At 57.4% G+C, this 12,584-nt stretch carries 11 protein-coding genes; 4 read left to right on the top strand and 7 right to left on the bottom strand.

What is annotated here, in order from left to right; translation table 11 throughout:
• Positions 1-322: 322 nt before the first annotated feature.
• Positions 323-3,604 carry a putative bifunctional diguanylate cyclase/phosphodiesterase gene (locus BMZ36_RS04355; RefSeq protein ID WP_091191870.1) on the top strand — a complete coding sequence of 1,094 codons (3,282 nt, stop codon included), beginning with the start codon at positions 323-325 and terminating at the stop codon, positions 3,602-3,604.
• 72 nt (positions 3,605-3,676) lie between these two features.
• Here the strand turns inward: BMZ36_RS04355 and amrS are convergent, their stop codons facing one another.
• Genes amrS through amrB form a run of 3 tightly spaced genes read right to left on the bottom strand, consistent with a single transcriptional unit; the run spans position 3,677 to position 6,083 of the window.
• Positions 3,677-4,753, bottom strand: a complete 1,077-nt coding sequence (gene amrS, locus BMZ36_RS04350; protein ID WP_091191868.1) for an AmmeMemoRadiSam system radical SAM enzyme — start codon at positions 4,751-4,753, stop codon at positions 3,677-3,679.
• Positions 4,738-5,289: an AmmeMemoRadiSam system protein A gene (gene amrA, locus BMZ36_RS04345; RefSeq protein WP_091191865.1), complete on the bottom strand. Its 552-nt coding sequence runs from the start codon at positions 5,287-5,289 to the stop codon at positions 4,738-4,740. Before amrA ends, amrS begins: the two co-directional genes overlap by 16 nt.
• Complete coding sequence (gene amrB / locus BMZ36_RS04340) at positions 5,286-6,083, bottom strand: AmmeMemoRadiSam system protein B (RefSeq protein ID WP_091191863.1); 798 nt, start codon at positions 6,081-6,083, stop codon at positions 5,286-5,288. Before amrB ends, amrA begins: the two co-directional genes overlap by 4 nt.
• A 103-nt stretch (positions 6,084-6,186) precedes the next feature.
• Between amrB and BMZ36_RS04335 the strand changes: the two genes are divergently transcribed.
• Positions 6,187-7,770: an ABC transporter ATP-binding protein gene (locus BMZ36_RS04335; protein WP_091191861.1), complete on the top strand. Its 1,584-nt coding sequence runs from the start codon at positions 6,187-6,189 to the stop codon at positions 7,768-7,770.
• Between the two features lie 46 nt (positions 7,771-7,816).
• On the opposite strand, the gene BMZ36_RS04330 is transcribed toward BMZ36_RS04335, so the two are convergent.
• Positions 7,817-8,230, bottom strand: coding sequence for a tellurite resistance TerB family protein (locus BMZ36_RS04330; protein WP_091191859.1), 414 nt, complete (start codon positions 8,228-8,230; stop codon positions 7,817-7,819).
• The gene (locus tag BMZ36_RS04325; RefSeq protein ID WP_091191855.1) at positions 8,227-8,661 is read right to left on the bottom strand and encodes an acyl-CoA thioesterase; all 435 of its coding nucleotides are present in this window, start codon (positions 8,659-8,661) and stop codon (positions 8,227-8,229) included. The genes BMZ36_RS04330 and BMZ36_RS04325 overlap by 4 nt, the downstream gene beginning before the upstream one ends.
• A 126-nt stretch (positions 8,662-8,787) precedes the next feature.
• Between BMZ36_RS04325 and BMZ36_RS04320 the strand changes: the two genes are divergently transcribed.
• Complete coding sequence (locus BMZ36_RS04320) at positions 8,788-9,234, top strand: universal stress protein (protein WP_091191852.1); 447 nt, start codon at positions 8,788-8,790, stop codon at positions 9,232-9,234.
• Positions 9,235-9,277: 43 nt separating this feature from the next.
• Entirely contained in the window at positions 9,278-10,153 is an 876-nt protein-coding gene (locus BMZ36_RS04315; RefSeq protein ID WP_245747767.1) for a radical SAM protein, read from the top strand.
• A gap of 8 nt (positions 10,154-10,161) precedes the next feature.
• On the opposite strand, the gene BMZ36_RS04310 is transcribed toward BMZ36_RS04315, so the two are convergent.
• Together BMZ36_RS04310 and metG are read right to left on the bottom strand one after the other, a co-directional pair.
• Positions 10,162-10,437: an acylphosphatase gene (locus BMZ36_RS04310; protein WP_091191849.1), complete on the bottom strand. Its 276-nt coding sequence runs from the start codon at positions 10,435-10,437 to the stop codon at positions 10,162-10,164.
• 82 nt (positions 10,438-10,519) lie between these two features.
• Positions 10,520-12,544: a methionine--tRNA ligase gene (gene metG / locus BMZ36_RS04305; protein ID WP_091192239.1), complete on the bottom strand. Its 2,025-nt coding sequence runs from the start codon at positions 12,542-12,544 to the stop codon at positions 10,520-10,522.
• Positions 12,545-12,584 lie beyond the last annotated feature (40 nt).

Below are 12,584 nucleotides of genomic sequence, written 5' to 3'. Positions count from 1 at the left end.
ATCTTGCTGTGAAGCCGTGATCGGGGCTCATGCGCGGCTCTTCACCACGTTGACGGTTTCTCGCGACAGATTGTGAACAGGCTCTAAGGCTAAAACACCGGACAAAACGGGGTGCAGATTTTCTGCACCCCGTTTTTTCATTCAGATCCGGATTGTTGTGTCGACAAAGCGATGAACGGGCGGCATCGCAATCGATTGACTATAAATAATTTGTGTATTTCGGTAGGGCTGGCAGTGAGGCAGAGCCTGCATGTCATGTGTTTACCGTACGAAGAAAGTCGGATCGGCAACCACACAATTATGAGTTTTCCATAGGCGCGGCATGAAAAAGACGCTGGACCATCTGCGGGAACGCATCCGGGCGCGTTTTGACGCAATCCATCCGGGCATCCGTGCCAAGCTCGTGGCATTGTTCATCCTCATCAAGATATTGCCGCTGATACTGCTCGCCTGGCTGGCCTGGTCCCAAGCCAGTAATCTGGGGCAACACTTCCTGTCGCGTGCCAATGATTTGTCCGCTCGGGCCAACAAGGCTGTGGCCGAGGTCGGCGAGATGGCCGTGGCCGATTCGGTTCGTGCCCTCGATACGCGGGCACGTGACGACATCGAACGCATGACAACCGATACGGCGCAACGGGTGGCTTCCTTCCTGTATGCGCGTGACGACGATATCCGGCTTGCTGCATCACTGGCGCCGGATAAAGAAATCTATCGGCGCTTTATTGAAGCCAGAAAAGGCAAACTGGTTGACCACGGGGAGTGGGAGTTGGCCCCAGACGGGAAATCCTGGCAAGCGGCCCGTATGCACAAGGTCGAGGATTCAATCAACTTCAGCTTGAAGTCCAGCACGAAAGAGCTGCATTACCGGCCGCAGGAGCGGTTCGGCAAGGAAGAATTGCGACCGCTTTATCTGGAAATCAGTTTTGTTGATCTTGATGGTCGCGAGTCGATCAAGGTGACCAGTTCGCCGAGGCTTTCGCCGGAACTGAAAGACATTTCCCAACCGCGCAACACTTATGTGCGGGCAGAAAACTATTTCGCCGCGCTCAAGAAGCTGAAGCCGGGCGAGATTTATGTTTCCGATGTCATCGGCGCCTATGTGGGCTCGCGGGTCGTTGGGCACTATACGCCGGAGAGTGCCAAGAAGGCGGGGATCCCCTATGAACCACAGAATGCAGCCTATGCCGGCAAGGAAAACCCGGTTGGCCAACGTTTCAAGGGCCTGATCCGTTGGGCTACGCCCGTCGTGCGCAGTGGCCGGATCATCGGTTATGTCACGCTGGCACTCGACCACGATCACGTGATGGAGTTTACCGACCATCAGGTGCCGACCGAAGAGCGGTATTCGGATATTCCCGATGCCGCGGCAGGCAATTACGCCTTCATCTGGGACCATCAAGGCCGCAGCATTGCGCACCCCCGTCATTACTTCATTCCGGGGTTCGATCCGCAAACGGGCGAGCCGGTGCCGGCGTGGCTGGAAGACCGCATCTATGCCGATTGGCAGAAGAGCGGAAAACCCTACCGGGAGTTCATGTCCGCGGTTCCAACCTTCAGGGAGCAGGGGCTGGACAAGAAGCCGGCTACCGAACAGAGTCGTAAAGGGCAGCTCGGTCTGGATTGCCGCTATCTGAATTTCGCACCGCAGTGCATCGGCTGGTTCGATGTAACCCAAAACGGCGGTTCCGGATCGTTCCTGATTCTCTGGAGCGGGCTGTGGAAACTGACCACGGCAGCGGCCATTCCCTATCACACCGGCCAGTATGGCCAAACCCCGCGCGGTTTCGGGATTGTCACCATCGGTGCAAACGTGGATGAATTCCACCGGCCAGCAACCGTGACCAAGGAAAAAATCGACGATCTGATCCGGGTTACTGAGTCAGACATGCAATCGCAGGCATCCGAGACTCTGGAAGCAGTCAGGACCAACCTGAAAAATACGGCGCTCAGCTTGGGGGGCTCTACACTGCTGATGGCGCTGGCCGTCATCCTGATTGCTTTCTGGATGGCCTCTTACCTGACGCGGCGGATCACCTATCTGGTAAACGGCATCGCCCGTTTCCGCAGCGGCGACCGCGATTTTCGCTTCAACCAGCCCGTTCGCGATGAAATGGGCGAGCTGGCCAGTTCTTTCGATCAGTTAGCCAGTCATGTGACCGAGCAGATGGAAAAGCTGGAAGATGAAATCACGGAGCGGCAGCATACCGAAAACGAATTGCGCCAGGTTCGCGACCATCTGGAAGACCTGGTGCAAAAACGCACCGATGCGCTGCTGTCGACCAATACGCAACTGCAGGTGGAAATTGCCGATCGGCGTCAGGCCGAGCAACAGGCACGACATCTTGCCGAACATGATCCGTTGACCGGATTGCCTAATCGCGAACGGTTCCGTCAGAACCTGATCAGTGCCATTGAACAGTCGACCCATACCAATCGTATGGTTGCCGTGCTGTTTTTCGATCTGGACAACTTCAAGCAAGTCAACGACACATTGGGGCATACCGTTGGCGACGAACTGCTGTGTGCGGTTGCGCACTGCATTTCAGGATGCATTCGTTCGAACGATACCGTGGCGCGATTGGGGGGCGACGAGTTCGCCGTGATTGCCAACCAGATCGAATCACCGCGCAATGCCGAGCGGATTGCCCTGAGCATTCTGGAGAGCCTGAGTCAGCCGATCAATGTTGGCGGCAATTACCTTCATGTAGGCACCAGCATCGGCATTTCACTGCTGTCGGAAGATGCCGATGCCGAGCAGCTTATCCAGCAGGCAGACCTGGCCATGTATCAGGCCAAGAGCCAGGGGGGTAATCGCTACCATTTCTATGCGGACGACATGCACCGGCTGATCATGCGACGCACATTGCTGGAGTACGAGTTGCGCAATGCTCTCGCGCAAGAGCAATTCTGCCTGCATTACCAGCCGCGCCATGATTTGCGGAATGCACGACTGGCGGGCGTCGAGGCATTGCTGCGATGGCAGCATCCTGAGCGCGGTCTACTATCGCCGGGGGAATTTCTCGATGTGGCCGAACTTTCCGGCATTCTGAGCAGTATCGATTCCTGGGTGCTGCGCACTGCGTGCCGGCAGGGTGCCTTGTGGGAGCAGCAAGGATTCGATTTTGATCGTATAGCGATCAATGTATCGACGCTGGATTTGCTGGGTACGGAATTTGTACCGACTGTGCTCAAGGCGCTGGAGGAGGCCGGGCTTTCACCCGGACGGCTGGAAATCGAAATTACGGAGCGCGCGCTGATCCGGCAATACGATGTGGTGGTCGAAAATCTGCGCGAACTTCGGCATCACGGCATACACATCGCTATCGACGATTTCGGGATGGAACACTCCTCCCTCCAGCGCTTGATTGAATGCCCGATCAATGTGCTCAAGATTGACCGTTTCTTTGTTTCGCGCATCGGACAGGTCAAATCGGAGGCCGTCATTGCTGCCGTGGTGGCAATGGCACACTCGATGCGGCTGGAGCTGGTTGCCGAGGGAGTCGAGACCGAAGAACAGCAGCAGTTCCTGGAAACGCTGGGTTGCCATGTTATCCAGGGGTATCTCTATGCCAAGCCGATGCCGCCTGAGCAGTTGGTGGGCTGACAGAATCTGGGGTTCCGGTGATCTGCTCCTCGCTGCCGGCCGTTTGAAGCGGCATGGAGGTGCATGTCCGGATCAGCGTTTTTCGAGATATACGGGGATTCTGCGATTGCCGAAACTGCCCTTGAATTGGCCGAAACGGCCGGCGATGGTTGCGCCGCAGTCCGGGCAGGTTCCCGCTTCGGTGAGGCGGTACTCAGCGATGTCGTAACCTTCGCGCCGGATCAATACGGCATGGCACTGCGGGCACCAGGTCGTTGCGCCATCCGTGGTGTGGATGTTTCCAAGATACACATAGTGAAGCCCGACCTGTTGAGCGATTTCCCTCGCGGCCACCAAGGTCCGGGCCGGGGTAGGTGGATGGTCCAGCAGTTTCCAGGCCGGATGGAAGGCTGTGAAATGCAGTGGCGTATCCGGCCCGAGTTCGCGCAATATCCAGCGGCACATGGCTTCGATTTCGTCTGGGCTGTCGTTTTCCCCGGGAATCAAAAGGGTCGTGATTTCAAGCCAGACGCCGGTTTCATGTTTCAGGTAAACCAGCGTATCCAGAACCGGTTGCAGGTGCGCACCGCACAGGCGCACGTAAAAATCATCGGTGAAACATTTGAGATCGACGTTGGCCGCATCCATCTTGGCGAAGAATTCCCGCCGCGCATCGGCGCAGATATAACCGGCCGTGACGGCGACGGTATTGACGCCGACGGCATGGCAGGTATCGGCCACGTCCATCGCGTATTCGGCGAAGATCACCGGATCGTTGTAGGTAAAGGCCACGCTGTCCGCGCCGTAGATCTTGCAGGCGTCGGCAATCGCGGAGGGTGTGGCACCGTCGATGAGCGTTTCCGTCTCTCTTGACTTTGATATGTCCCAGTTCTGGCAGAACTTGCAGGCCAGATTGCAGCCTTCCGTGCCAAAGGAAAGGATGCTCGATCCCGGATAAAAGTGGTTGAGCGGTTTCTTTTCCACGGGATCGATACAGAATCCGGAAGATCGGCCGTAGGCAGTCAGGATAACAACGTCGCCTTGGCGCATGCGGATGAAACAGGCTCCGCGCTGGCCTTCATGCAAGCGGCAGGCACGCGGACAGAGATCGCACTGGATTCGGCCGTCGGTTAATCTGTGCTGCCAGCGCGGTGCTACTTTTCTTTCCATTTTTGCACCCGATAGCGTTGGATGGTGAATAGCTCGATGGGGGTATCGGCCGGCAAGCCCGATTTCTGCTTGAGGTGCGCGAGGAATTGCAGCGGGTCGGGCAACTGTTCCCAGACCTGCGGCAGAAAGGTGGCGCGATGCATGTGCCGATTGATAATCAGTCCGTCCTGGTGGGGAACGATCTTCTGCAACAGATCGGCTTCGTCCGTAAATTCGAGCGGTTCCGGTTTACTCAACAGGGAAACCTCCACATGGATCGAGGCGAACTCGTTGCGTTCAAGCGGGTAGAAGCGCGGGTCGTGCAATGCAGCCGCTACCGCGTTGGCACGAACGTCCTCAACCAGCGGTCGCCACGCCTGCAGCGATCCGATACAGCCACGCAGTTGGCCATCCTTGGTGAGCGTGACGAAAGTTGCGCCCAACTCGTTCAGTTCCGGCAGATCGGCTGCCGCAGCAGGGCAGGGCGGGCCACCCAGCGCAGCGTCGATCGCGCACCGAGCCTGAGCAAGCAGTTCTTCTCCCAAGGTCTTGCTCATGTTGCCTCCGAAAAAGCAATCGCGGCATACCCCACGACCCGGTCTTTGTCGCCCGCGGTATCTCCGGAGTTGCGGTAGTCCAGCAATTCGGCCTTCAATCCGAGATCGCGAGCCAGGTACAACAACCCCCGGATGGGCGCGGCACCGCAGGCATCGTCATCGGAAATCTGGCCGTCGTTCGAGAGAATGTGCTTGAGCGTGTTTGTGTCGTGAATTCGCGCCTGTTCATACGCTTGGTAATGGGAGAGGTCGGAGCTGACGACGATCAGCGTTTCCTGTCCCCCACGGCATAAATCAAGCACATCGGCAATTTCCTGGGGGCTAGCCAGCCCTATGGCCATCGGCACCAGGCTGAAGGTTTTCAACACTGTTTGCAAAAACGGCAACTGCACTTCCAGCGAGTGTTCGGAAATGTGGCTGGTCGGGATGACATGCACTTGAGGCAAGGCGGCAAGGCGCTGGCATGTTTCCGTGTCGATGGGAATGTCGCCCAGCGGGGTGGCAAAAAAATCAGCCGAGGGCAACGCAAGCCCGCGCAGGAATGTCCGGTGCGATGGCCCCAGCAGCACGACGCGCGAAATGGTTTGAGCCCAGGGTTCCAATAGACGATAGGCATGGGCCGCGGTCTGGCCGGAGTAAATGTAACCTGCGTGGGGTACGATCAGCGCTTTGGGGCACGCGCTGCCTGGCTTGACCGTGGTCTTGTCCAGCAGCATGCGGATATCGGAGGCCAACTGGTTGCGATCGGCAGGATAAAAATAACCGGCTACCGCAGCAGGACGTACATTACTCATGACGAATCCTTTCTGGTCTCGGGCATTCCCCATCATAGACAGCACTTTCTGAGGCGCAGGCGAAAAGGTTATAGTGCTACCGATTAGCGGAGTTCCCGATTCCATGCCGTTGCTTGAAATTTCCAATCTCTCTGTACACTTTCCTTCTTCCAGGCAACCTGCCGTGAACGGTATTTCATTCGCCATCAAGGCGGGCGAAAGGCTCGCACTCGTAGGCGAATCGGGATCGGGCAAGAGCGTGACGGCCCGGGCTGTTTTGCGGCTGGATCCGGGTGCCCGGCTGGAAGGCGAGATCAGATACAGAGAGGAAAACCTGCTGGCCCTGCCGGAATCGCGTTTGCGCGCTTTGCGCGGTAACCGTATCGCCATGATTTTTCAGGAGCCGATGACGGCACTGAATCCCCTCTATTCCATCGGCGATCAGATCGGTGAAGTACTGCAACTGCATCGCGGCCTGACGCGTCTGCAAGCCCGCGGGCAGGCGATTTCCTTGCTTGAGCGCGTGGGAATCTCCGATGCGGAAAAACGTCTGCAGTCGTTCCCTCATCAGCTTTCGGGCGGGCAGCGCCAGCGTGCCATGATTGCCATGGCACTGGCTGGCGATCCTGAACTGCTGATTGCCGACGAACCCACGACCGCACTGGATGTCACGCTCCAGGCACAAATCCTTGATCTGCTTTCCGGGCTACAGCGCGAACGCAATATGGCCGTGCTGCTGATTACGCATGATCTCAATCTGGTCAGGCGTTTTGCCGACCGGGTCGCGGTCATGCAGTACGGGCGCATTATCGAAACAGCGACAACTTCTGAATTGTTCGCAGCCCCCCGCGAAGCCTATACGCGAACGTTGCTGGAAAGCCGGCCCGACCGCCAAGCCTCCCCATTGCCTGACTCGGGGATCATCTTGAAGGCGCGAGGGCTTGCGCAGACATGGCGCAAGCGCCGTTTCCTGCGTGACGAATATTTCACAGCGCTTGAACCGCTGGATCTTGAGCTGTCACGGGCAGAGACACTGGCTATCGTGGGTGAGTCCGGTAGCGGCAAAACATCTTTGGCGACCGCATTGTTGCGGCTTGCGCAAGGCTCGCAGGGAGAAATCGAATGTGCCGGCGAACGTTTCGATTTGTTGAAAGGTGCAAGCCTGCGGAAGGCCCGGCGCCATATGCAGATTGTATTCCAGGATCCGTTTGGCGCTTTGTCGCCGCGCCAGACCGTGGGTGAGATCGTCACCGAGGGGCTGCTGGTTCACGAGGCCACTCTTTCAAATTCCGAGCTTCGTTTGCGGGCTGAACGAGTCATGGAACAAGTCGGCTTGCCTGTCGAAGTGCTGGAACGCTATCCGCATGAGTTTTCCGGCGGCCAGCGCCAGCGTATCGCGATTGCCCGCGCACTGATGTTGCGACCGGACATTCTGGTCCTGGATGAACCGACTTCCGCTCTTGATGCGACAGTGCAAAAACAGGTGCTGGTCTTGCTTGCCGATTTGCAGAAGCAGTACGGTATCAGCTACCTGTTGATTACCCACGACTTGGCGCTGGTCCGCGCCATGGCGCACCGGGTCATGGTTTTGAAAAATGGACGGGTTGTGGAAAGTGGCGATGTCAGGGACGTGCTTGTATCGCCGCAAAGCGCTTATACCCAAGCGCTGCTCGCAGCCAGCGGATTGAACAGTCCGGATATTATGTGAATTTCGCAACAGGGCCGCTCGCATTTCGCGAACGCCCCTGTCAGGATCAGGCCGAGAAAGTGGCTTGCAGATCGTCCAGGCTGAGATGCCAGCGATGGAGCATGCGGGCGAATACAGCCATTTCCACCTCGGAAAAGTCGTGGCAGGCTTTGGCGATGTCGAGAGCGAGCGCCGCGACAACCAGGCGCTTTTGCGGTTCGTCCACGGTTTCCAGCAGATCGTCGATGCGTTGCTTGTCGATTAGGTGAATATTGCCTTCCTGATCGGCCTCATCGCTCAAATCGTTGCAATAATCCTGCAGTACATGGATGAAATCCTTGCGGTTGATGCCAATGATTTCATAGACATTCAGATGTTCCAGTTCGTCAATCTCGGCTGGGTCGAAATTGCCGTCCCCGATCATTTGCATGATCAGGATGCGCGCCATCGCTTGCGGGCTGTTGTAAGGATATTTTTTCATTTTTCCTCCGTGATCACCGCTCTGAAGGCGGCTGGCATCGGCGCGGTGCGCCGGGTTTCATAGTCGAAAAATACCACGCCAGTCTTGGCTCTGGCCACCTGTCTGAGGTCTTTTTTCGATTTGACAACATAATAAAGATCGAACGCGGCGCGGCTCACTTCTCCCACGCGCAGTTCGATCAGCAGTTCTTCGCCAAGGAAGGCTTCGCTCTGGAAAACGATGGCCGCATCGGCCAGGATGATACCGGCACCGCCCAGATTGCGTTCGTCGGTGTGACCCATTGCGCGGAACCATTGCAGGCGGGCTTCATGCAGCAACCCGAGCAGAGCATTGTTGCCCAGATGGTTGCCATAGTTGAGGTCTGTTACACGCACGGTGAGCTCGACCGTGTGGAGAATGCGTTCAGGCAAATCGAGGCGAAGTCTCGGCATCGGGCAAAGGTATGGCTTGGACAGAGGGGCAGTGTATCGAGTTGCTGAAACGCGGGCAATGCGAAATGAAACTATGTTGCGGAGGGCGTGCAGCTATCTGCTAGACTTGGTTCAAGGAGGTGCATCATGTACAAACGAATTCTGGTTCCCGTGGACAACAGTGCCACCAGCCGTGCCGCGCTTGAAGAGGCCAAGCGTTTTGCCAAAAGCGAAGAGGCGGAGGTACGCTTGGTTCATGTCATCGATCTTGCGCAGTTTGCATGGAGTGCCAACGAATTTCTGGATGTCCCCAGATTGCAGGCATCCCTGCGCGAAGGAGGTCAGGCTGTATTGAAAGAAAGTACCGCCGCCATGCAAGCCGCAGGAATCACCCCGGACTCGGCCATGCTGGAGACTTGGGGCGGGCTCATGTCCGAGGTCATCATTGAAGATGCAGGCAAATGGAATGCCGACCTGATCATCATGGGCACACATGGGTATGGCGGCCTGAAACATGTACTGCTGGGCAGCGTGGCGGAAGGCGTTGTACGCCATGCTCCCGTACCCGTGTTGCTGGTCAGATTGAAAGAATAAACGTCCGTTTTTGCAGATAAAATGGACTCCAGGCAAGCGAGATTTGAAAATCGTATCCGATTCCCCGCTCAAGCATCGTTTGAGCGTAGAAAAACATGATCGCGACAACGCAGGGTTGACCTACGTCTACCCAGTGGTTTCACGACGCGCCGGCGGTGTCTCGGTCGGCATCAACCTCAATCCCAATAACGCCTGCAACTGGCGTTGCATCTATTGCCAGGTTCCCGATCTTGAACGCGGGGCTGCGCCGCACATCGATCTACTGCAACTTGAAGACGAGTTGCGCTGGATGCTGCAACAGATCGTGCGGGGCGATTTCATGCAGTCTTCCGTACCGGAAGAAGCCAGACGTCTGAACGACATCGCTTTTTCCGGCAATGGCGAGCCCACGACCTGCAAGCAGTTTTCGCAAAGCGTCGAGATCGTGGGGCGCGTACTGGAAGACTTCGGTTTGGTTGGCAAGATCAAGTTGGTGCTGATTACCAACGGCAGCCAGTTGGGGCGGCCTGAAGTGCTGTCAGCGCTTGAAAACATGCGCCAGCTCAATGGCGAAGTCTGGTTCAAGTTTGACCGCGCGCCGGATGGCCGTTTCAATCCCGTCAACCAGGTGGTGCTCTCGTCCACACAAGTGGCGCGCCGCATGGCTTCTGCCGCTGCACGTTGTTCCACCTGGCTGCAGACCTGCATGTTCGCCCGCAACGGTGAACCACCTTCAGATGAGGAAATCGTCGCTTGGCTGGATTTTGTCAAAGCCCGGCTGGATGAAGGTGTGGCGCTCAAAGGAGTGTTGCTCTATGGCTTGGCGCGCCGTCCGATGCTGCCGGAAGGCGCGGGCCTGAGTGCGCTGCCGGCTGAGTGGATGGAGGCCTTTAAAGCCCGGATCGAGGGATTGGGGCTGGAAGTGCGGCTTTCTTTGTAATGCTGCATTCAGCCGTTCGGATATTCCATAAAATTATCGAAAAGCTCGATTGCCATTGCGGTGGCCTCCATTCGGTCAACGCGCGCAGCAGGAGGGCCTTGGGTTGCCCAAGCCTCCAATGCAGCGATGGATTCCGCGTTGCCTTGGGCATGGATTTCCACGCTTCCATCGTCGCGATTGCGTACCCATCCTTTAACTCCCAGACGGCGGGCTTCGCGGCAGGTCGACCAGCGAAAGCCCACGCCTTGCACCCGTCCGTAAATCCGAATTCGTTTGGCAATCATCTCTGCTCCTGTGACTGAGCCATGAAAAAGGGCACGAAGTCTGGTGTGCTTCGTGCCCTTTGCGATGAGTCATGCGGTGCGGTTACTTCACGCGCATACCCGGCTTGGCGCCTTCGTCCGGCGTGAGGATGTAGAGACCGCCGTCGCCGCCTGCGGCCAGCACCATACCCTCGCTCATGCCGAACTTCATCTTGCGCGGCGCCAGGTTGGCGACCATCACGGTCATGCGGCCAACCAGATCTTCCGGCTTGTATGCCGACTTGATGCCGGCGAATACATGGCGGGTTTCGCTACCGATATCGAGCGTGAGCGAGACCAGCTTGTCCGCGCCTTCGACAGCCTTGGCCTCCACGATCTTGGCAACGCGCAGATCGATTTTCATGAAGTCGTCGATGCTGATCGTCGGTTCGATGGCGGGGATTTCGTATTCCGGTTTGGCTTGTTCGGTCACGGCAGGTTCCAGAGTTTGTTTGTTGGCTTCGACGAGGGCATCGATCTGCTTCGGGTCGATGCGGGTCATCAGGTGTTGGTAAGCATTGATCGTGTGGCCGGTGAGCAGTGTTGCCGCATCGGCCCAGGTCAGCGGTGCGATGTTGAGGAAGGCTTCGACCTCTGCGACGAGTTTTGGCAGCACCGGCTTGAGGTAGATGGTGAGCAGGCGGAAGGCGTTGATCAACACCGTGCAGACCTGTTGCAGTTCAGCATCGCGGCCTTCCTGTTTGGCCATTTCCCAAGGCTTGTTCTGATCGACGTACTGGTTGACCTCGTCGGCAAGTGCCATGACAAGGCGAATGGCATGACCGTACTCGCGTGCTTCGAAGGTCTTGGCGATTTCTTCGCTGGCAGCTTGCAGGCGGGTCAATAGCGGCGCCTCGCCCAGATCAGCGGCCAGTTGGCCGCCAAAGCGCTTGGTGATGAAACCGGCTGCTCGGCTGGCGATGTTGATGTACTTGCCGACCAGATCGGCATTCACGCGGGCGACGAAGTCTTCGAGGTTGAGGTCGATATCCTCGATCTTGCTGTTGAGCTTGGCCGCATAGTAGTAGCGCAGCCACTCGGCGTTCAGGCCTTGGTCGAGGTAGCTCTTGGCGGTGATGAAGGTGCCGCGGCTCTTGCTCATCTTCTGGCCGCCAACGGTCAGGTAGCCGTGGGTGAAGATGCCGGTCGGCGTGCGCAGGCCGGCATACTTGAGCGTGGCCGGCCAGAACAGGGCGTGAAAATAGAGGATGTCCTTGCCGATGAAGTGATACAACTCGGTTTTGGAATCAGGTTTCCAGTATTCGTCGAAATCCAGCCCCAGTTTGCCGCAGAGATTCTTGAAGGACGCCATGTAGCCGATCGGAGCATCCAGCCAGACATAGAAGAACTTGCCCGGCGCATCGGGAATTTCGAAGCCGAAGTAGGGCGCATCGCGCGAGATGTCCCAGTCGCGCAGGTCACTGGCCAGCCATTCCTGCATCTTGTTGGCGGCTTCGGGCTGCAACGTGCCGGGCTGCGTGGTCCACTGCTGGAGAAAATTCTGGCAGGCGCCGAGCGTGAAGAAATAGTGCTCGGAGGATTTCAATACCGGCGTCGCCCCGGATACGGCGGAATACGGGTTCTTGAGTTCGGTCGGGCTGTAGGTGGCGCTGCATACCTCGCACGAATCGCCGTACTGATCTTTGGCGCCGCACTTCGGGCATTCGCCCTTGACGAAACGATCCGGCAGGAACATGTTCTTTTCCGGATCAAACAGCTGCTCGATGGTGCGGCATACGATCTTGCCGTCGGTCTTGAGCGCCGAATAGATGCGATAGACCAGCTCCTTGTTCTCGGGCGAGTGCGTACTGTAGTAGTTATCGAACGCGACATGGAAGCCGGCGAAATCGGCCTGGTGCTCGGCGTTGACGCGGTCGATCAGTTGCTCGGGCGTCATGCCGGCCTTCTCGGCTGAAAGCATGACCGGCGTACCGTGCGTGTCGTCGGCGCAAACATAGTGGCAGGTGTGCCCACGCATTTTTTGCAGACGGACCCAGATATCGGTCTGGATGTATTCAACAAGGTGGCCCAGATGGATGGCGCCGTTGGCATAGGGCAGGGCAGAGGTAACGAGAATCTTGCGGGTCATGGCCGGTTGCATGCAGCGGTGATCGGAAAGAGGGGATTAT

It is taken from the genome of Formivibrio citricus (assembly GCF_900115065.1).
GTDB classification, from domain to species: Bacteria; Pseudomonadota; Gammaproteobacteria; order Burkholderiales; family Chitinibacteraceae; genus Formivibrio; species Formivibrio citricus.
The sequence above is the reverse complement of the archived record's forward strand: the minus strand, read 5'-3'. Positions and strand labels throughout refer to the sequence as shown.

Excerpts from the sequence above, each read along its gene's own strand:
- BMZ36_RS04330 (WP_091191859.1), bottom strand. The coding sequence starts at position 8,230 with ATGAAAAAATATCCTTACAACAGCCCGCAAGCGATGGCGCGCATCCTG.
- BMZ36_RS04335 (WP_091191861.1), top strand. The coding sequence starts at position 6,187 with ATGCCGTTGCTTGAAATTTCCAATCTCTCTGTACACTTTCCTTCTTCC.
- BMZ36_RS04310 (WP_091191849.1), bottom strand. The coding sequence starts at position 10,437 with ATGATTGCCAAACGAATTCGGATTTACGGACGGGTGCAAGGCGTGGGC.
- BMZ36_RS04325 (WP_091191855.1), bottom strand. The coding sequence starts at position 8,661 with ATGCCGAGACTTCGCCTCGATTTGCCTGAACGCATTCTCCACACGGTC.
- amrA (WP_091191865.1), bottom strand. The coding sequence starts at position 5,289 with ATGAGCAAGACCTTGGGAGAAGAACTGCTTGCTCAGGCTCGGTGCGCG.
- amrB (WP_091191863.1), bottom strand. The coding sequence starts at position 6,083 with ATGAGTAATGTACGTCCTGCTGCGGTAGCCGGTTATTTTTATCCTGCC.
- metG (WP_091192239.1), bottom strand. The coding sequence starts at position 12,544 with ATGACCCGCAAGATTCTCGTTACCTCTGCCCTGCCCTATGCCAACGGC.
- amrS (WP_091191868.1), bottom strand. The coding sequence starts at position 4,753 with ATGGAAAGAAAAGTAGCACCGCGCTGGCAGCACAGATTAACCGACGGC.
- BMZ36_RS04355 (WP_091191870.1), top strand. The coding sequence starts at position 323 with ATGAAAAAGACGCTGGACCATCTGCGGGAACGCATCCGGGCGCGTTTT.
- BMZ36_RS04320 (WP_091191852.1), top strand. The coding sequence starts at position 8,788 with ATGTACAAACGAATTCTGGTTCCCGTGGACAACAGTGCCACCAGCCGT.